Origin of the sequence: Glycomyces algeriensis, assembly GCF_027622855.1 — a bacterium.
GTDB lineage: Bacteria > Actinomycetota > Actinomycetes > Mycobacteriales > Micromonosporaceae > Glycomyces > Glycomyces algeriensis.
Genome location: NZ_JAPZVR010000007.1, coordinates 1 through 18,285 on the forward strand (window position 1 = coordinate 1; position 18,285 = coordinate 18,285).

The 18,285-nt window shown below is 71.5% G+C and carries 17 protein-coding genes and 1 pseudogene; 11 read left to right on the top strand and 7 right to left on the bottom strand.

The genetic code is table 11. The features are described 5' to 3' along the window. Positions 1-40: 40 nt before the first annotated feature. Positions 41-775, bottom strand: coding sequence for a nucleotidyltransferase domain-containing protein (locus O2L52_RS14430; RefSeq protein WP_270116324.1), 735 nt, complete (start codon positions 773-775; stop codon positions 41-43). A 69-nt stretch (positions 776-844) separates the two neighbouring features. Between O2L52_RS14430 and O2L52_RS14435 the strand changes: the two genes are divergently transcribed. Then, positions 845-1,432, top strand: a complete 588-nt coding sequence (locus tag O2L52_RS14435; protein ID WP_270116326.1) for a DinB family protein — start codon at positions 845-847, stop codon at positions 1,430-1,432. 6 nt (positions 1,433-1,438) lie between these two features. On the opposite strand, the gene O2L52_RS14440 is transcribed toward O2L52_RS14435, so the two are convergent. Beyond that, positions 1,439-2,143, bottom strand: coding sequence for a sulfotransferase domain-containing protein (locus O2L52_RS14440; RefSeq protein ID WP_270116327.1), 705 nt, complete (start codon positions 2,141-2,143; stop codon positions 1,439-1,441). A gap of 163 nt (positions 2,144-2,306) precedes the next feature. On the opposite strand from O2L52_RS14440, the gene O2L52_RS14445 reads away from it, so the two are divergent. The 7 genes from O2L52_RS14445 (at position 2,307) to disA (ending at position 10,553) form a co-directional block, all read left to right on the top strand. Beyond that, positions 2,307-3,683 (top strand): ABC transporter substrate-binding protein, encoded by a 1,377-nt coding sequence (locus O2L52_RS14445; protein WP_270116328.1) that lies wholly within the window; start codon positions 2,307-2,309, stop codon positions 3,681-3,683. After that, positions 3,680-4,606: a carbohydrate ABC transporter permease gene (locus O2L52_RS14450; protein ID WP_270116329.1), complete on the top strand. Its 927-nt coding sequence runs from the start codon at positions 3,680-3,682 to the stop codon at positions 4,604-4,606. Before O2L52_RS14445 ends, O2L52_RS14450 begins: the two co-directional genes overlap by 4 nt. A gap of 113 nt (positions 4,607-4,719) precedes the next feature. Then, complete coding sequence (locus O2L52_RS14455; RefSeq protein WP_270116330.1) at positions 4,720-5,574, top strand: carbohydrate ABC transporter permease; 855 nt, start codon at positions 4,720-4,722, stop codon at positions 5,572-5,574. A 34-nt stretch (positions 5,575-5,608) separates the two neighbouring features. Beyond that, entirely contained in the window at positions 5,609-6,943 is a 1,335-nt protein-coding gene (locus O2L52_RS14460; RefSeq protein ID WP_270116332.1) for a Gfo/Idh/MocA family protein, read from the top strand. Further along, positions 6,940-8,526 carry a glycoside hydrolase family 13 protein gene (locus O2L52_RS14465; protein WP_270116333.1) on the top strand — a complete coding sequence of 529 codons (1,587 nt, stop codon included), beginning with the start codon at positions 6,940-6,942 and terminating at the stop codon, positions 8,524-8,526. The genes O2L52_RS14460 and O2L52_RS14465 overlap by 4 nt, the downstream gene beginning before the upstream one ends. A gap of 130 nt (positions 8,527-8,656) precedes the next feature. Next, positions 8,657-9,250, top strand: coding sequence for a hypothetical protein (locus O2L52_RS14470; RefSeq protein WP_270116334.1), 594 nt, complete (start codon positions 8,657-8,659; stop codon positions 9,248-9,250). Between the two features lie 214 nt (positions 9,251-9,464). Further along, complete coding sequence (gene disA / locus O2L52_RS14475; RefSeq protein ID WP_373897039.1) at positions 9,465-10,553, top strand: DNA integrity scanning diadenylate cyclase DisA; 1,089 nt, start codon at positions 9,465-9,467, stop codon at positions 10,551-10,553. Here disA and O2L52_RS14480 read toward each other — a convergent pair whose 3' ends face one another. Next, on the bottom strand, positions 10,554-11,216 hold the full coding sequence (locus O2L52_RS14480; protein WP_270116336.1) for a hypothetical protein: 663 nt from the start codon (positions 11,214-11,216) through the stop codon (positions 10,554-10,556). Between the two features lie 132 nt (positions 11,217-11,348). Between O2L52_RS14480 and O2L52_RS14485 the strand changes: the two genes are divergently transcribed. Continuing rightward, on the top strand, positions 11,349-12,251 hold the full coding sequence (locus O2L52_RS14485; protein WP_270116337.1) for an HhH-GPD family protein: 903 nt from the start codon (positions 11,349-11,351) through the stop codon (positions 12,249-12,251). A 684-nt stretch (positions 12,252-12,935) separates the two neighbouring features. Here O2L52_RS14485 and O2L52_RS14490 read toward each other — a convergent pair. The 4 genes from O2L52_RS14490 to O2L52_RS14505 all read right to left on the bottom strand — a co-directional run bounded on the left by O2L52_RS14490 (position 12,936) and on the right by O2L52_RS14505 (position 16,120). Next, positions 12,936-13,808, bottom strand: a complete 873-nt coding sequence (locus O2L52_RS14490; RefSeq protein ID WP_270116339.1) for a PrsW family intramembrane metalloprotease — start codon at positions 13,806-13,808, stop codon at positions 12,936-12,938. A gap of 1 nt (position 13,809) precedes the next feature. Beyond that, positions 13,810-14,337, bottom strand: a complete 528-nt coding sequence (locus O2L52_RS14495; RefSeq protein WP_270116340.1) for a hypothetical protein — start codon at positions 14,335-14,337, stop codon at positions 13,810-13,812. Positions 14,338-14,856: 519 nt separating this feature from the next. Further along, the gene (locus tag O2L52_RS14500) at positions 14,857-15,078 is read right to left on the bottom strand and encodes a BldC family transcriptional regulator (RefSeq protein WP_205328228.1); all 222 of its coding nucleotides are present in this window, start codon (positions 15,076-15,078) and stop codon (positions 14,857-14,859) included. A gap of 205 nt (positions 15,079-15,283) precedes the next feature. Then, positions 15,284-16,120, bottom strand: coding sequence for a hypothetical protein (locus O2L52_RS14505; RefSeq protein ID WP_270116341.1), 837 nt, complete (start codon positions 16,118-16,120; stop codon positions 15,284-15,286). A 151-nt stretch (positions 16,121-16,271) separates the two neighbouring features. Between O2L52_RS14505 and O2L52_RS14510 the strand changes: the two genes are divergently transcribed. After that, positions 16,272-17,342 (top strand): Glu/Leu/Phe/Val dehydrogenase dimerization domain-containing protein, encoded by a 1,071-nt coding sequence (locus tag O2L52_RS14510; protein WP_270116342.1) that lies wholly within the window; start codon positions 16,272-16,274, stop codon positions 17,340-17,342. A 372-nt stretch (positions 17,343-17,714) separates the two neighbouring features. Then, positions 17,715-17,927, top strand: a pseudogene (locus O2L52_RS14515) (DUF3073 domain-containing protein); the annotation flags it as partial. Positions 17,928-18,285 lie beyond the last annotated feature (358 nt).

The following is an 18,285-nucleotide window of genomic DNA, read 5'->3' on the forward strand; positions in this document are numbered from 1 at the left end:
ACGGCGCTTTTGCGTGTCGGCGCGTTGCCGCGGGCGGGCGTCAGCGCTTGAGGTTGGCGAAGGCGGGCTCGAGCCGTTGGGCCAGTGCGGGGTCGATTGCGGCGACCTCTGCGGCGAAGCACTGCAGCAGGGCCGTGTTCGAGCGTGTGAGCTCCTCGCGGTCGACCTGGGCGGCCCGAGCTGCGGCGAGGGGGCCGAGGACCTCTGGCGGGAGCTTGTCGGCGTCGCGCCCGTGGTGGGGGTTGTATCCGAGGCGCGCGCAGGCGAGGGCGAGGACGGTGTCGCGCAGGTGGTCGAGCATCATGGCGGCCTGCCAGTGGCGGTCGCGCTTGATCGCGGAGCGGGCGTGCAGCGCGTAGAGCCAGCCCATGCCGATCATGTGGGCCGCGTTGGGCGCGTTGGGTTCCGTGGGCTCGTTGGGGGTGCCGAACAGGAGCTTGAAGCCGGGTTCGGTGGCGCGGAAGCGGTCGCGGGGCCAGAAGGAGACGTCGACCTGGAGCGAGGAATCGAGCAGGAAGACCCGGTAGAGGACGCCGTCGGCGATCACGTCGAGGTGGTGCGCCGCCCCGTGCCCGGTGTAGAACGCGGCGGTCCAGCGTTCGGCGACCGCGGCGGGGTCGCCGTCGATCTGGAGCATCAGGTCGATGTCGGACCAGGCGTCCTCGCGGCCGGTGGCGGCGGAGCCGACGAGTGCGGCGCCGACGATGTCGGCGTCGTGCTCGGCGGTCGCGATGAGGGTGTCGCGGAGTCGTTCGCGTTCGGCGGTGGTGAACATGGGCCGAGCCTAAGTCGCGCGGTCCCGTTCGCGGGCGCGGCGTCGGACCCGCGTGGCACGATCGCGGGCATGACCGATGCGAAGGCGCGCCTGCACCGTGATCTCCGGGACTGCCGCGAGAGCCTGCTCTGGAAGCTCGACGGCCTGGGGGAGTACGACCTGCGGCGCCCGATGACCCCGACCGGGACCAACCTGCTCGGCCTGGTCAAGCATGTCGCCGGCCTCGAATCGGGCTATCTCGGTGAGGCCTTCGGGCGGCCTGTGGACGATCCCCCGTGGTGGTTCGAGCACGACATGGACGAACCGAACGGGGACCTGTGGGCCCGCGCCGACGAGACCAGTGACGAGATCACCGCGTTCTACCGGCGCGTCTGGGCCCATTCGGACGCGACCATCGAGATGCTCGGTCTCGAGGCCGCGGGCCGGGTCCCGTGGTGGCCTGCCGAGGAGGCCGAGGTCACGCTCCATCAGATGATGGTGCTGATGATCGGCGAGACCAATCGGCACGCGGGCCATGCCGACATCGTGCGCGAGCTCATCGACGGGTCGACCGGGCTCCGCCACGACTTCAGATCCGTGCCCGAGGAGGGCGAGGCCTGGTGGGCCGCGCACCGCGGGCGGCTCGAGGCGACCGCCCGCGAAGCCGCGGGGTGGTGAAGGCCCTCACCGGTAGCCGTTGAGCCGCATGGCGGTCGCGTTGTCCGGCTGCTCCCAGAACAGGTCGTGCAGGTCAGGCGGCAGCTCGTTCCGGTGGGTCCCGGTCGTGCCGGAGCGGAAGAAGCCGGGCTCGCTGCTGTGGAGCTCGCCGAACGTGGGGATCGGGGCGCGCTCGTCGGCCTCCAGGCCCGGGGCGGCCTCCGCGACGGCGGCCGTGACCGCGGCGCGCGGGTCGGCGATGAGGTCTTCGAAGCGGACCAGGATCGGGTCCGGGCTCGCCGATCGCTGCCATGACAGGACGTTCTGGCCCCAGCCGCCCGTGCCGCCGGTGCGCCGGGTGATGATCGCGCGCGCCTCGGCGGCGAACCGCACCGCGTGGTCCGCGGCCCCCGCGAGGTGGGCGGTGCCGAGGCGGGCCCAGGAGACCACGCTGTCGCGGCCGTCGCGCACCAGGTAGACGGCGCGGTCCTCGGCGGCGATCACCGGGTCGTCGCGTCGGCGGTGGGTCTTGACGAAGTACACGTCCTCGGCGGCCCGCATCTGCTCGAAGGTGCAGGGCCGCTCGCGGGCGTCCATCAGCTCGGGGCCGATCTGGGCGGCGACGCCGTCCACGTCGTAGACCACATAGGTCGGTACGCGGTAGAGGCGGTGCAGCGCGATGCGGAAGAAGGTGTTGCCGGAACGGGGGTACGAGGCGAGCCAGACGATCACCGCGACAGCGTAGGGCCCGCCTGCGACACAGCGGTGACCTCGCGGGCGCGAATAGGGGCAATCGCCGCGATTCGCGGACACGCAGGGGTACCGCTCGGCCACGGATCGCAGCTATAGTGCGGATTGGACGCTGTTCGCGCCGAATCGCCCCTTAGGAGCGGCTATGAGGACAATGACGACCTGCGTAGCGGCCGCCACGCTGCTGCTCGCCGTATCCGCCTGCAGCCCAGAGGAGTCCACGGAAGGCGACGGCTCGATCGTCTTCTGGACCCCGTACACGACCCCCGAGCGGATAGCCGCGCAGCAGCCCGTGATCGACGCGTTCACCGAGGCCACCGGCGTCGAGGTCGAGATGGTCCCGCTCGAACCCGACCAGGCCGGGCAGACCCTCGTCACGGCCGCCGCCTCCGGGGACGTGCCCGACGTGATCGCCCACAACCCGTCGAGCACCGCCGCATGGGCCGCGCAGGGCCTCCTCGACGACCAAGCGCCGCAAGCGATCGTCGACGAACTCGGCGCCGACACGTTCAGTCAGGCCGCCCTCGACATGGTGACCATCGACGACCGCCTCCACGCCGTGCCCTCCGACGGGTGGGGCCACACCATCGCCTACCGCACCGACCTCTTCGCGGACGCCGGTCTCGAACCGCCCGCGTCCGTCGCCGACCTCGCCGCCGCGGCCGAACTGCTCGACGCGGACGGCATGGCGGGCATAGCGATCGGCACCACCCCCGGCGACGTGTACACGCAGGAGGGCCTCGAGTCGATGCTCCTCCCGTTCGGCTGCCGACTCGCCACCGACGGCAAGGTCCGCATCGACTCCCCCGAATGCGTCGAGGGCCTGGCCCACTACCAGCGCCTCGCCGCCGCGGCCGGACCGGCGCAAGTGGACGTGGAGGCCGCGCGCGCCGCGTACCTCTCGGGATCGGCCGCGATGGTCCTGTTCTCCTCCCACATCGTCGACGAAGTGGCCGGCCTCGACGTCGACAACCCCGTGACCTGCACCGAATGCGGTGACAACCCGCGGTTCCTCGCCGAGAACACCGCGTACCTGACCACGTTCACCGGCACCGGCGCCGAGGCGCCCGTCGAGTACGGGCAGACCACGAACTACGGCATCCCCGCGGGCGCGAACACCGCCGACGCCACCGAGTTCGTGAAGTACATGCTCACCGACGGGTACGTCGAGAACCTCGCCTCCGCGACCGAGGGCCGCATCCCGGTGCGGCCCGGCCCCGAGGCCGGGTCCACCGAGTACCTGGACGCGTGGTCGCAGCTGCCGTTCGGCAACGACCAGGCCCAGGAGGTCTCGATAGAGCAGGTCTACGGGCCCGCCCTGGTCGAACGGCTCGCCGCCGGCGCCGAGGAGTTCACCCGCTGGGGCTGGGGCACGCCCGACGCCGAACTCGCCGGGATCGTGTTCTCCCAGACGATCCTCGCGACCGAGGCCGAAGCGCTGTTCGACGGCGCCCCGCCCGCCGAGGTCGCCGCCGCCATGGCCGCGAGCGTCGAGGCCGCGCAGCAGGACCTGGGCGGATGAGGCGCCCGCTGACGATCTCGCAACGCGAGGACCTGCACGGGCGGCTCCTGGTGGGCCCCACCGTGATCGTGGTGCTGCTCTTCGCGGTGCTGCCGTTCCTCGCGGTCGTCCTCTTCGCGTTCCTCGACGTGCGGCTCGTCGACATCCCGCGCCTCTACATCGACAACCTCGTGTTCACCGGCGAGAACGTCGCGGCGGTCTGGAACTCGCCGCGGTTCTGGTCGGCCGCCGTGACGACCGCGGTCTACGCGGCGGCCTCCTCGGCCGGGGCGGTGCTCGTCGGGCTCGCGGTCGCGCTGGCGCTGCGGCGGCCGTTCCGGGGGCGCGGGCTGATCCGGGCGATGGTGCTCGTGCCGTACGTGCTGCCGGTGGTCGCGGCGGCCACGATCTGGAAGACGCTGCTCAATCCCGGGTACGGCCTGGTGAACGCGGTGGGCGTCGAGTGGCTCGGGTGGGCCGAGCCGATCGCGTTCCTCACCACGACGAGCCGCGACCTCGGGCCGTTCGCGGTGCCGGTGGCGCTGCTGTGCGTGATCGCGTTCGAGGTGTGGAAGACCTTCCCGCTCGCGTTCCTGTTCATCACGGCGCGGCTGCAGGTCGTGCCGGAGGACGTCGAGGAGGCCGCGCAGATCGACGGCGCGGGGAAGACGCGGGTCTTCCGGCACCTGCTGCTGCCCGAGCTCGCGGGGGTGATGGCGCTGCTCGCGGTGCTGCGGTTCCTGTGGTCCTTCCAGAACTTCAACGACATCTACCTGCTCACCGGCGGCGCGGGCGGCACCGAGGTGCTCGCCGTGCGGGTGTACTCGGAGCTGGTGGTGCGCGCGAACATCGGCACGGCGAGCGCGACCGGCCTGCTCATGACCGGGATGCTGCTGGTCGTGGTCGCCGTGTACGCGTGGTTGATCAGGCGGGAGCGGGCATGAGCGAGACTCGCACGGAAAATCCGCGTCACCCGATCGTGTCTCCGGAGGGCGAGAATGTCGTACCCCTCGGCGACTCTGGAAACCGGGGACCCAAACCCAGAGGTGCGACGCGCTTGCGGCGTGCCCGCCGGACCACCGAGGACCGCGTCCTCGGCGTCCTCCGCTTCATCGTCATCGCCGGCGCGGTCGTCGTGACCGCCGGGCCGCTGCTGTACGGGGTGCTGCTCTCCGTGCGGCCCTTCCAGTCCGTGATGTCCGAACCGCTCGACCTCGTCCCCTCCCTCGACGAGGTCACCTTCGACGCCTACCCGACCGCGATCGCCGAATACGGGCTCGGCGGGAACATGTGGAACTCCCTCCAGGTCGCGCTCGCCACCGCCGCGCTCGCGATCCTCCTCAGCGTCCTCGGCGCGTACGCGGCCGTGCGGCTGCGCTTCTTCGGCCGCGGCACGGTGAACGTGGTCTTCCTCGGCGTGTACCTCCTGCCCGGGATCGTGCTCGCCGTGCCGCTGTTCGTGCTGCTCAGCCGGGTCGGACTCACCGGCTCGCTGGCGGGCCTGGTGTTCGTGTACGTGGCGCAGACCGTGCCCGTCGCGCTGTACATGCTCCGCACCTACCTCGTCGCCATACCGTCCTCAGTGGACGAATCGGCGATGATCGACGGGTGCGGGCGGCTCGCGCTCATCCGCCGCGTCGTGCTCCCCCTCGCCCTCCCCGGCGTCGCCGCGACCGCCCTCTACGTGTTCATGATCGCCTGGAACGAGTACCTGTTCGCGCTGCTGTTCCTCGTCGCCGATCGCGACCGCTGGACCGTCTCGCTCGGCATCGCGCAGCTCACCGAGTTCTCGGTGCCCACCACGGTGCTCATGGCCGGGTCGATCGCGATCACGGTGCCCGTGGTCGCCGGGTTCTTCCTGGCGCAGCGGCTGCTCGTCACGGGACTCACCTCCGGGGCTGAGAAAGGCTGAGGCACATGGCGACTCTACCGGGGATACTGAGCGCATGACGATCCGACTGGGGATCCTGGGAGCCGGGGCGCGCGGCTCCGACGCGTACGGGGCCTGGACCCTCGACCATCCGGATCGCGCTTCCATTGCGGCCGTCGCCGATCCGATGCCGCACCGGCGCGAACGGCTCGCCGACGCCGGGGGCGTCCCGACCGGGCACCGCTACCCCGACTGGCGCGACCTGCTCGCCGACGCCGAGGCGATCGGCCTGGACGCCATCGTGATCGCCCTCCCCGACCGCCTCCACGTGCCGGCCGCGCTCGCCGCCATCGGCACCGGCCTGCCGATCCTCCTCGAGAAGCCCGCCGCGACCACCGCCGGCGACCTCGAAGCGCTCGCGACCGCCGCCCGCGACCGCAAGGCCCGCATATGGATCGGGCATGTGATGCGCTACCAGCCGTTCTGGCTCGCGATCCGGCGGCTCCTCGACGCCGGCGCGATCGGGCGGCTCGTGACCATGCGCGTGGAGGAGAACATCGGGTTCTGGCACTACGCGCACTCCTACGTGCGCGGCAACTGGCGCAACCTCGCCTCCTCCAGTCCGATGGTGCTCGCCAAGACCTGCCACGACCTCGACATGATCCGCTGGTTCGCGGGCGAGTCCCCCGCGTCCGTCGCCAGTACCGGGAGCCTCACGTACTTCCGGCCCGAGAACGCGCCCGCAGGCGCGCCCGGCCACTGCCTCGACGGGTGCCCGGCCGCCGACTCCTGCCCGTTCTACGCCCCGCGCTACTACGTCGAAGCCCTTGCGGGCCAAGACGGCTGGCCCGTGGCGCTCCTCGGCGACGACCCGAGCCCGGAGGGCCGCCTGGAGGCGCTGCGGCACGGGCCGTACGGGCGGTGCGTGTTCCACTCGGACAACGACGTGGTGGACCACCAGCAGACCGTCGTGGACTTCCCCGGCGGCCTGACCGCGACCCTCTCGACCTCGGCGTTCACCGGGCAGAACACGCGCACGGTGCGGCTCACCGGGACGGCGGGGGAGATCGCGGGGAACCTCAGGACAGGACAGATCGAGGTGCACCTGTTCTCGCCGACGGCGGCGCTGCCGGACGTCCCGGAAGCGCGCGTGGTCGCACACGAGACGCGGCCTCCGTTGGGGCACAGCGTGTTCGAGCTCAGTGCGGGCCTGGTCGACGCGGCAGGCGAGCCGGACCACAAGGGGCATTCGGGTGGGGACGCGGCGCTGATCGACGCGTTCATCACCGCGCTCGAGGGCGGCGAAGCCGCCGCGACGGACTTGGAGGCCGCATTGGACAGTCACCGGATGGCGTTCGCGGCCGAGCGGGCGCGGCTCGAACGGCGCACGATCCTCTGGGAGGCGGCATGACCTGGTGGCGGGGCGCGGCGATCTACCAGGTGTACCTGCGCAGCTTCGCGGACGGCAACGGGGACGGGATCGGGGACATCGCCGGGCTCGAGTCGCGGCTCGGATACCTGCGCGAGCTCGGCGTCGACGCACTGTGGATCAACCCGTGGTACGTCTCGCCGATGGCGGACGGCGGCTACGACGTGGCCGACTACCGGGACATCGACCCGGCCTTCGGCACCCTCGCGGACGCCGAGCGGCTCATCGAGGCGGCGCACCGGTTCGGGCTGCGGATCATCGTCGACATCGTGCCGAACCACACCTCCGCACTCCACCCGTGGTTCCAGGAGGCGCTGCGCGACGGGCCCGGTTCCCCTGCGCGCGAACGGTTCCACTTCCGCGACGAGACGAACAACTGGCAGTCCCGCTTCGGCGGCCCCGCCTGGTCGCAAGTGGACGACGGGCAGTGGTACCTGCACCTCTTCGACGCCACCCAGCCCGACCTCAACTGGGACCACCCGGACGTGCGCGCCGAGTTCCCCTCGATCCTGCGGTTCTGGCTCGACCGGGGCGTGGACGGCTTCCGCATCGACGTGGCCGCCCGCCTCGTCAAGCAGGCCGGGCTGCCGGACAAGCGCGGCCGGTTCGAAGGCGTGCCCACGTTCACCGACGCCGACGGGGAACCGGACAAGGACCGGCCCGAGGTGCACGAGATCTACCGGGACTGGCGGACCGTGCTCGGCGAGTACGGCCCCGACCGGGTGTTCGTGGGCGAGATCTGGGTGCGCGACCCCGAGCGGTTCGCGCGATACCTGCGCCCCGACGAGCTGCACACCGCCTTCAACTTCGAGTTCCTCAAATGCGCGTGGGAGGCCGGGCCCCTGCGGGCCGTGATCGACCAGACCATCGCGACCCACGCGGGCGTGGGCGCCCCGCCGACCTGGGTGCTCGCGAACCACGACGTGACCCGGCACGTGACCCGCTACGGCCGCGCGAACAGCATGTTCCTCAAACGGGAGCACGGCGTCCCGACCGACCTCGCCGCCGGCACCCGCCGCGCCCGCGCCGCCGCGCTGCTGACCATGGCGCTGCCGGGCGGCGTGTACGTCTACCAAGGCGACGAACTGGGCCTCCCCGAGGTCTTCGACCTGCCCGACGAGCTCCGCGAGGACCCCGTGTTCGCCCGCACCGGCGGACTCGACCTGGGCCGCGACGGCTGCCGGGTGCCGCTCCCGTGGGGCGGCGACGCGCCGCCGTTCGAGTTCGGAAAGGGCGGCGCATGGCTGCCGCAGCCGGCCGACTGGCGCGACCTCACGGCCGCCCGGCAGCTGGGCGACCCCGACTCGATGCTGTCGCTCTACCGGCTCGCACTGCGCCTGCGCCGGAGCGACCCGGCCCTGGGCGACGGCGAACTGCGCTGGCGGGACAGCGAACCGGGCGTGCTCGCGTTCGAGCGCGACCCCGGCTTCGCGTGCGTCGTCAACCTGACCGACCGCGAGATCGACGTCCCGGCGGGCGAACCGCTCATCGCCAGCGCGCCCCTCGAAGGAACGCAGCGCACGCGCCTCCCGGCCGACGCGGCCGTGTGGCTGCGCACCGCCTGAGCCGCCGCCTGAGTTCAGCCGAAGCCGGGGGCCTCGCGGCGGAGTCCGGGCACCGGGCTTGGGCGGCATCCCTTTCGGCGATGGCAAGGGTCGCCCTGTCTGGCTAGAGTTGCCGCCGAGGAGGTGAGCCGTGCGCAGGAGCTCGGAATGGGTGGCCATCGAGCGCAGTTCACCGACCCGTCGCATCTCCTCACTGGTGCTCTACTCGCTCACCTGCGCCGCGTTCATCACCGGCCTCTACCTGCTCGTGCGCACCGAACCGGCGACCCTCGACTCGGGCGAGCCGAACCCCGTGGCGGGTCTGCCGGGGTTCTTCACCGTGATGGCCGTGCTCGGGGCGGCCACGTTCCTCGTGCCGCTCGTACGGCCGCCGAAGCTCATGGTCAACCACTTCGGGCTGCGGGTGCGGCCCGGATTCGGCAAGAGCCTCCTCATCCCGTGGAGCAACATCGAGGAGCTGGCCGCGATCCACGTCGGGTCGAAGCGGCGCGGCACCTCGTACCTCCTGTTCGCGGCCGACAACTACCTCGGGCGCGGCGGCTCCGACCGCCCCGGGTTCCTCGGCCGCTCGGTGCTGCGCGAGGCCAACCGGGCCACCGAGGGCCTGGTCGCCGGGTTCGACCTCGCGGTGCGCTGCAAGGACTTCGCGCTGGAACCGGACCAGTTGCTGGCGCGGCTCGCCTCGTTCGCGCCCGGGCACGTGCAGGTCGTCGACCGGCTCTGAGTCGCGACGAGCCGGTTTGTTCGCCCTGAGCGAAATGCTGCGCGCCCGCACGTCGCGGCCCTGGCCATCCGGGGGGCCCGCCCGGGATGCGCGGCTCGCCCCAAATGCCGCTCCCTGACCCGTGCTGGTGATCCGTACACTGGAGGCGACCTGACGTCCCGCGCCCCTGGAGGGAAGGTCGCCTCAACCGACCGGCCACTCTCGCCGGCGGACCATCCAGCATTTGGGGGTACCCGTGGCGTCGATCCCTGACGAGGGCCTACGCGCGACCCTGGCCACCATGGCGCCCGGCACCGCGCTGCGCGACGGCCTGGAGCGCATCCTGAGAGGCCGCACCGGCGCCCTCATCGTCGTCGGCTGCGACAGCCTCGTCGAAGAGATCTGCACCGGCGGCTTCGAGCTCGACATCGAGTTCTCCGCCACCCGCCTGCGCGAACTGTGCAAGATGGACGGCGCCATCGTCATCACCACCGACGGCTCGCGCATCGTGCGCGCCGGCGTCCACCTCATGCCCGACCCCTCGATCCACTCGAACGAATCGGGCACCCGGCACCGCACCGCCGAACGCGTCGCCCTGCAGACCGGCTTCCCCGTCATCTCCGTCAGCCAGTCGATGCACACCATCGGCCTGTACATGGGCTCGATCCACCACCTCCTCGAGCCCTCCACGCAGATCCTCTCCCGCGCCAACCAGGCCCTCGCCACCCTCGAGCGGTACAAACTCCGCCTCGACGAGGTCGCCGGCAGCCTCTCCAGCCTCGAGATCGAAGACCTCGTCACCGTGCGCGACGCCGTCACCGTCCTCCAGCGCCTCGAAATGGCCCGCCACATCGCCGACGAGGTCGAAGGCCACGTCATCGAACTCGGCACCGACGGACGGCTCCTCGCCCTCCAACTCGACGAGCTCATGGCCGGCGTCGACACCGACCGCGAACTCATCGTCCGCGACTACCTGCCCGACGGCGCCGACCACCGCGTCGCCCTGCGCAACGTCGACCGCATGGGCTCACCCGAACTCCTCGACCTCATCGCGGTCGCCCGCTCCCTCGGGTACCCGAACTCCCCCGACGTCCTCGACCGGCGCGTCAGCCCCCGCGGCTACCGCATGCTCGCCAAGGTCCCGCGCCTGCCCGAAGCCGTGATCGAACGCGTCGTCGGCCACTTCGGGGCGCTCCCCGAGCTTCTGGGCGTCACCGTCGAGGAACTGCAGGACGTCGACGGCATCGGCCCCGGCAGGGCGCAGAGCATCCGCGAGTCCCTGACCCGCCTCGCCGAGGTCTCGATCCTCGACCGGTACCTCTAGCTACGTCAAGCGCAGGTTCGTCGGCGCCGACACGGCCTCGCCCAACCGCGCCCGCAGCTCGTACTCGCCCGCCGGCAACTCCCGGCGCGCCCCCGCGCACTCCGCCTCCGACGCCAGACCGTCCACTGAGAACTCCACGGTCTGGCCCGCACCGTCGCTCAACTCGACCTCCTCGCCCTGCGGGGTCTCGCAGTGCGCGGTCGAGTAGACGATGTCCGCACCGGCCGTCAACTCCACGGCCACCTCCCGCAGATCCGCCGTGCACGTGGCGTCCGCGCCACTCGCGACCAGGACGCTCACCGGCACCTCCGAACCCGACCGCACCTCGTCGAACGCCGCCACCACCTGCAGCATGAGGTCCTCGGGCTCGCACGGCACCACCACCGGCCCGGTCGGCGACGGCGAACCGCTCGGCTCCGCCGCGGTCGGCGTCTCCCGGACGTACGGCCGGTTCAACGTCGACGACTGCGACGGCGCCACCCACTCGTTCGGGGCCGCATCGCCCTTCGCCTCGGGCTCCTCGTCACCGCCGCCGAGCGCACTGATCCCGAGCACGACCAGGAGCACCAGCACGATCACCGCACCGGCCACGATCGCCCGCCGCCTCCAGTAGACCGACTCCGGCTGCGAGCCCTTCACGAACTTGCCCTTGAAACCCTGCACGCCGGGACGCTAACGCAGCGGAGCCGCATGCGAGCGGAAATACACGCGAATCCGGCCCGGCCGAACCCCTGCGGTCCCCACCCGGTCGACCCTCGCGACCCGATGTCGGACCCCGCACCCACAATGGGAGGCATGCGAGCCGCCGACACCCCGCCGACCCTGCCCGCCCCCGACGCCGTGAGCGGCCGGCTGCTCCCCTGGTTCGACGCCCACCACCGCACCGAACTGCCCTGGCGCCGACCGGGCACCACCGCGTGGGGCGTGCTCGTCTCCGAGGTCATGAGCCAGCAGACCCAGGTCGCCCGCGCCGCCCCCGTCTGGGAGGCCTGGATGACGCGCTGGCCGACCCCGGCCGACCTGGCCGCCGCACCGACCGCGGACGTCCTGCGCGAATGGGGCCGGATGGGCTACCCGCGCCGGGCCCTGCGCCTCCAGGAGTGCGCGCGGATCGTCGCCACCGAGCACGGCGGCACCGTGCCCGCCGACCCGGTCGAGCTCCTGAAGCTGCCCGGCATCGGCGTTTACACGGCCGCCGCGGTAGCGGTCTTCCACTACGGCCGCCGCCACGCGGTCGTGGACACGAACGTGCGCCGCGTCGTCGCCCGCCTCGGCGGGCAGAGCGACGCCGGCACCGCCACCACCCGCGCCGACATGGCCGCCGCCGAGTCGCTGCTGCCCGGGGACGCGCCGACCGCGGCCCGGGTCTCGGTGGCGCTCATGGAACTCGGCGCGCTGGTGTGCAAGGCGCGCGCGCCCGAGTGCGGCGCCTGTCCGCTGAGCGACGTGTGCGGGTTCTCCGGCCAGGAGGTCCCGGCCGGGCCGAGCCGCAAGCGCCAGAAGTACAAGGGCACCAACCGGCATGTGCGCGGTGAAGTGATGGCCCTGCTCAGAGATGCCGAGGGGCCGGTCGAGCGGGCGCGGGTCGACGCCGTGTGGCCGGACCGGCGGATGCTCGACGAGGCCGTCGCGCAGCTCATCACCGAGGGCTTGATCGGTACTGACGAATCGGGACGATTCGAACTCCCGAGTCGGTGACAAACACCCCGGGTACTGGTAGCGTCGGAACTGAGAGAACTTCACGATGCTCGGTCGGCGCCGATTCTCAACATCGGCGGCCCTGGGTCAAACCTCACTCGTCAGCGAGCGAGGCACCGGAAGGACCACCAGGTCCAGTCACCGCCGGTGCCAGGACCGAATCGCCTACCGCAGGGCCGTCCCCGAGCGGCCGGCCAGGAACACGACGACGCGGCTCGCGCCATGAACCGTCGCGTCGACCGCGGACCGGACGCACGAAATGCGGGCCACGCGGGAGCGTACGCCTTGAGCGACGGACGCGACCGAGCAACGACAATGCCGTTCCGGTACCGCGCGCTCAGACCGGGGCGGCATTGTTACGTTCCCGAGCACATTTATGGCTCGCAAGCTTCGCCAAGACCGACAATGCCGTTCCGGTACCGCGCGCTCAGACCGGGGCGGCATTGTTACGTTCCCGAGCACATTTATGGCTCGCAAGCTTCGCCAAGACCGACAATGCCGTTCCGGTACCGCGCGCTCAGACCGGGGCGGCATTGCTACGTTCAGAACCCGAATTCCCCTCGCAACCCGAAAAATGTCGGACCCGTATGGGACGGTGTCCTTTTCACTGGTAGTGGTGAAGGTGGGACTGGGCGGGTACCCGGGGCCTCCCGTATGGCCCCGTGACCTGCGAAAACACCACCCTCAAGCCGCCTCAGCCTCCGGCTCCCTCGCCACCGGCGCCTCCGTCCGCTTCGCCCAGCGGACCAGCCACCACACGATGAGCACCGCCGGCAGGCCCTTGACCATCACCCCGGCCAGCACGCCGAACGCGCCCAGCCCGAGCCCGTCCCGCAGCAGCGGCGAATTCCACAGCGCGTGCAACGCGATCACCCCCGCCAGCGCCCCCGCCGCGATCCAGACCGACCGCATCGTCCGCCGCGTCGCCGCATACGCCACCCCCGCGCCCGCGATCGCCGTGAACACCGCGTGGCTCCACAGCCCCGCCAGCACCCCGCGCACGATGAACACCGCGACCACCGGCTCCACCACGTCCCCGGCCCGATTCAGCACCGTGCTCGACATCGCGAACGCGTACCCCTCCACGATCTGGAACCCCACCCCGCAGAACGCGCCCAGCACAATCCCGTCGAGCACCCCGTGCACCCGCCCCCAGGCGATCGCCACCACCAGCACCACCCCCGCGGCCTTCACGACCTCCTCGACCACCGGCGCGGCCAGCACCGGCGACCACCGCTCCGCCCATGCCGGGCCGTTCGCGGTCGCGAGCAGTCCGTGCAGCGCGCGCGAGCCGAACAGGGACGTCATGACCGCGACCGTCGCGCCCCAGACGAGGCCGACCACGAGCGCGGCGGCCGGGAGCGCGAGCCGGTCGGCGACGCGCCCCCGCAGCCACCAGAACGGGATCGCGAAGAGCGAGAACAGGACCAGCGCGGTCGTGCCGGCGCGCGGGTAGGCGAGGGCGACCGGGAGGGTGTTGTACAGGAGGAGGATCCCCGACGCGCCGATGAGCAGCAGGGCCGTCCACTGGGCGGGGGAGGCGGGGTCGATCCGCATGTCAGGCGGTCCCGAAGGACAGCTGGCCGATGAGTGCGTCGATTCTGTCCACAGTGGTCGAGTCTAGTGACGCGCCCTGTGCCGTGACTTCAGCTCGGATCGTGTCGTGCACGAACGCGCACGCGAAGCCCGCGCCGGTCTCGGTCACGAAGCTGCGCCCGGCGCCCTCGACGCCCTCGGCGGCGCAGTCGCGCGGTTCGGTGAGCCGGACGCCCGGCTGCACCTCGAGGAGTCGCGTCATCTCGTCGGCCAGGTACTCGGCGTCGAAGCCGTAGGGGCCGGCGACGGCGATGTCCACTTCCGCTTCGCCCACAAGGAACTCGATGCGGCCGGAGCCGGGCTGGTAGTGGCCGGGGCGCATCCGGACCTCGTCAGGGGCGGTGAGGGTGACGCCGGCGATGGTGAAGGTCTCGCCGCCCACGTCGACCGTGGGGGAGACGGCCTTGTTCAAGAGCGGCACGGCGAGCGCGAACATGAGGACCACCGCTGCGACGGCGGTGGCGATGGCGAGGCTCTTCGTGCGAGTCACGCTTCAAGCGTGGCACGTGATTTCCGGCGGCGCATCGCGAATGCCCGCGTATGGACGGACTCCGACGGGTTTGCCTCCACCGGGAGTGCGCGAGGGCTGCCGGGGCGCATCAACCGCACGGGGCGGGAAGCGGATCGTGCGGCTGGAGTGCGCAGGTGCGATCCAGAACGCCGCAGGGGTGTGCGGGTCGGATGCGATCTGCGTTTCGCGCGAGCAGGCGCGGCCTGTTCGCTGCGAGGAGGCGGGCCCTGAGGGAGGGCCCGCGTCCTCGATCGTCGGAATCCGCGGCGCCGACGTCCGCGGCTTCGATGGGGTATTGCAGGTGACGGCTCGCATGCTTCGCCGTCGGTTCACATCTACAGCTCGCAAGCTTCGCTGAAGGTGCACATGCACAGCTCGCAAGCTTCGCTGCGACTGGCCGGAAGGGTGGTCCGGCCTCGGTTCCTTCGCCGTGTGGCCACGGCGTTCATTGCTGCTGGCCAGTGGTGGTGCCCGGTCGGTGGCACCGCCCCTGTCGGGTTACTCCGCGGCGACGCGCTGAGCGGGGATGTCGCCGTTGATCAGGGCGCGGATCTCGGATTCGCGGTAGCGGCGGTGGCCGCCGAGGGTCCGGATCGCCGAGATCTTGCCGGCCTTCGCCCAACGGGTGACCGTCTTGGGGTCGACGCGGAACATCGCGGCAACCTCGGACGGGGTAAGCAGGGCCTCGGATTCCACCGGAAGGTTCAGCTCTGTCGTCATCGTTCTTCTCCTCCACAGACGGGCTGCGAATCACCGGCGCCGAGCCTTGATTCGTTCCTTCTGCAATCGTCCGGCCTGTCGTAGATGTCCGACATAGGCCGAACGGCCGATTTTGCTTGGACTTTCCGCTCGGTTCCCTCATCCGAGTGATCACTCCACATGCGAATGCGCTGGCAGCGGGCTTGCGGTGCTGCAGCGTCCGAGGTCAGTTCAATCGCTCCGCGAGACGACGATCACGCCATCGATCAACAAGGCGGGCATAGCAGTCCTGCGCCTCTTCCGGCTCAGAGGCACCGAGGTGGTCGAGGGCCTGCCAGGTCAGGTCCACGGAGTCCTCGGCGCGGAGCTCCTCAGGGTCCATGCGGGCGGCGAGGCCGCCGTAGTCGAGTTCCACGACCGAGTCGCGGTGGAAGCCGTCGAGCCAGTCGCCGGTCTCGGCCAGGGCGTCGGCCAGTTCGGCGCCGTCGCCGAACTCGGCCCGCACCAGGTTGCGGGCGACCACGAGTCCCGTGCGGGCCTTGGCGATCGGGGTGCGGTACCGCAGCTGGGCGACGCCGCGCTGGATCACCAGTTCGCGGTCCTCGGCGCGCACGCACGCGAACCAGCGCAGCGGCACGGACCAGGACGCGACGTGCTCGTGGGCGTCGGCGGGCGCGTCGTGGCGGTCGGCGCCGTCGTCCAAAGCGACGACCTCGGCCGCGGAGGAGAGGAATTCGGGCGGGAACAGCGCCTCGGCGACGGCGTCGGGGGTCAGCCGCCGCACCTCCAGGGCGGAGGCGGCGATGCGGTAGCGGAGGTTCCAGGGGCAGACGAGCGGGTCGGCCTCGCGGCCGCGGTCGATGACGTACGCGTCGCGCGGGAAGGCGGGCACGCCGCGCCAGGGCCACCCGATGCGCTCGTACAGCGCCTCGCGGCGCAGCCGCGGCCCCTCGAGGGGGTCGACGGCGCGCCCGGAGGCGGCGTACGCACGCCAGTAGCCGGCGTCGACGAACGCCCCCGCCGGCTCGTAGACGCGCAGATAGGACGCGTTCGGTGCGTACACGAAGCGAATACTTCCATAGTCATATGCTGGGGGCGTAGGCATACCCGCGCTACGACAAGAGTGTCGGCCGAGACCCGGCCGCCCCCTGGGTGGTGCCCGCAGCGACGGCGGCGCAGGGACACCCCCGCGAGAACGAACTGGAGAGCAAGCCATGAGCATCTTCGACGGCAGCGGCCACGAGCAGGTCGTGTTCTGCCACGACCCCGATTCGGGGCTGCGCGCGATCATCGCGATCTACTCCACCGCCCTCGGCCCGGCCCTCGGCGGCACCCGCTTCTACCCCTACGCCTCCGAGGAGGAGGCCCTCCAGGACGTGCTGCACCTCTCGGAGGGCATGGCCTACAAGAACGCGATCGCGGGACTCGACCACGGCGGCGGCAAGGCCGTCATCTGGGGCGACCCGGTCGCGGACAAGAGCGAGGCGCTGCTGCGCGCCTACGGCCGCTTCGTGGAGTCGCTGCACGGCCGCTACGTGACCGCCTGCGACGTCGGCACGTACGTCGAGGACATGGACCACATCGCGCGCGAGACGCGCCATGTGAGCGGGCGCAGCCCGGAGGCCGGCGGGGCCGGGGACTCCTCGATCCTCACCGCGTTCGGCGTATTCCAGGGGATGCGGGCCGCGGCCCTCCACCGCTGGGGCGCGGTGGACCTGGCCGGGCGCACCGTGGGCGTGGCCGGGCTCGGCAAGGTCGGGCGCCACCTCATCCCGCACCTGCTCGAGGCCGGGGCCGAGGTCGTCGCCTGCGACGTGAACCAGGCCGCGATCGACTGGGCGCGGGCCAACCACCCGCAGGTGCGGATCGTCGCGGACGCCGACGAGCTGATCGCCTCGGGGATCCACGTGTACGCGCCGTGCGCGCTCGGCGGGGTCCTCAACGAGCGGTCGCTGAAGACCCTCGACGCCGAGATCGTGTGCGGTGCGGCGAACAACCAGCTGGCCGAGGCGGGCGTCGCGGCCGAGCTCGACCGGGCCGGCATCCTGTACTGCCCCGACTACGTGGTCAACTCGGGCGGGGTCATCCAGGTCGCCGACGAGTACGACGGCGCGTTCGACTTCAAGCGGGCCGAGCGGCGCACCTCCGGGATCTTCGCGACCACCTCGCGCATCCTGGAGCGGGCCAAGGGCGAGGGCACGACCCCGGTCGCCGCCGCGGACGCCCTCGCCGAGGAGCGCATGGCCGCCGTCGGCCGCCTCCAGCGCGTCCGGCTCTTCCGCTAGTACCCACGTACTGCCGATCCGGTCGTGGGGGGGGGGGGGGGCCGGGGGGGGGGCGGGGGGGGCCGGGGGGGGGGGGCCCCCCCCCCCCCCCCGGCCCGGCCCCGCCCCGCCCCCCCGCCCCCCCCCCCCCCCCACGACCGGTCACAGAGTGTCGTCGGACACCTGCGCAAAGCGAGAGCGCGTCTCACGATTCGGGCGGTTGTTCGTCCCCGTCTGGTGGTCATCGCCGGTAATCTGTGGCACCCAACTCATGGGCCGGGATGCAGTCCTGCGCTCCAAGGTTGTACCGTAGGAGCCACGAAGAGATTGCAAGCATTCCGGGGCACCTTATTGGCTGCCCCGATGATTTCTGTGCGAGGGGGTCGAGCCAACATGGGGCGAGGCCGAGCTAAGGCGAAGCAGACCAAAGTGGCCCGCAAGCTCAAGTACCACACGCCTAACACCGACATCCGAGCGCTGGAGCGCGAACTCGGGGGCGGTCGTCAGGACGAGGTGGACATTGAGCCTCCTGAAAAGGAACCGGACCCTTACGCCGCTTATGCCGACGATCGGTACGACGGAGACGAAGACGAACTCCGTGAAGATGACTGGCTCCCGCCTAAGAAGCAGTTAGCCGGACGGCTCCGACGAGCCGACCAGGCGGGCCCTCCCGACCGTTACCGCAATCTCCATATCCAGTGAGCACAGGTGCCCTTGGCGTTCCCTGCGCTCGACCCGAAGGTCCGCTCCCCCACGAGCCGGTCCCCAGGTGCTGGAGCAAAGACTTCGGAACCGGACCGCGCATTTGGGTTGTACAGCCGTACAGCTTCGGGATGCACAGCCAATAAGCAGCACAAAGCAGCGGCGGGGCGCCCCCGGGGGGGGGCGCCCCCGGGGGGGGGGGGGGGGGGGGGTGTGGGGGGGGGGGGGGGGGGCGGGGGGGGCGGGGGGCGCCGGGCGGGGG

Excerpts from the sequence above, each read along its gene's own strand:
- O2L52_RS14460 (WP_270116332.1), top strand. The coding sequence starts at position 5,609 with ATGACGATCCGACTGGGGATCCTGGGAGCCGGGGCGCGCGGCTCCGAC.
- O2L52_RS14445 (WP_270116328.1), top strand. The coding sequence starts at position 2,307 with ATGAGGACAATGACGACCTGCGTAGCGGCCGCCACGCTGCTGCTCGCC.
- O2L52_RS14490 (WP_270116339.1), bottom strand. The coding sequence starts at position 13,808 with ATGCGGATCGACCCCGCCTCCCCCGCCCAGTGGACGGCCCTGCTGCTC.
- O2L52_RS14510 (WP_270116342.1), top strand. The coding sequence starts at position 16,272 with ATGAGCATCTTCGACGGCAGCGGCCACGAGCAGGTCGTGTTCTGCCAC.
- O2L52_RS14485 (WP_270116337.1), top strand. The coding sequence starts at position 11,349 with ATGCGAGCCGCCGACACCCCGCCGACCCTGCCCGCCCCCGACGCCGTG.
- O2L52_RS14450 (WP_270116329.1), top strand. The coding sequence starts at position 3,680 with ATGAGGCGCCCGCTGACGATCTCGCAACGCGAGGACCTGCACGGGCGG.
- O2L52_RS14465 (WP_270116333.1), top strand. The coding sequence starts at position 6,940 with ATGACCTGGTGGCGGGGCGCGGCGATCTACCAGGTGTACCTGCGCAGC.
- O2L52_RS14500 (WP_205328228.1), bottom strand. The coding sequence starts at position 15,078 with ATGACGACAGAGCTGAACCTTCCGGTGGAATCCGAGGCCCTGCTTACC.
- O2L52_RS14435 (WP_270116326.1), top strand. The coding sequence starts at position 845 with ATGACCGATGCGAAGGCGCGCCTGCACCGTGATCTCCGGGACTGCCGC.
- O2L52_RS14430 (WP_270116324.1), bottom strand. The coding sequence starts at position 775 with ATGTTCACCACCGCCGAACGCGAACGACTCCGCGACACCCTCATCGCG.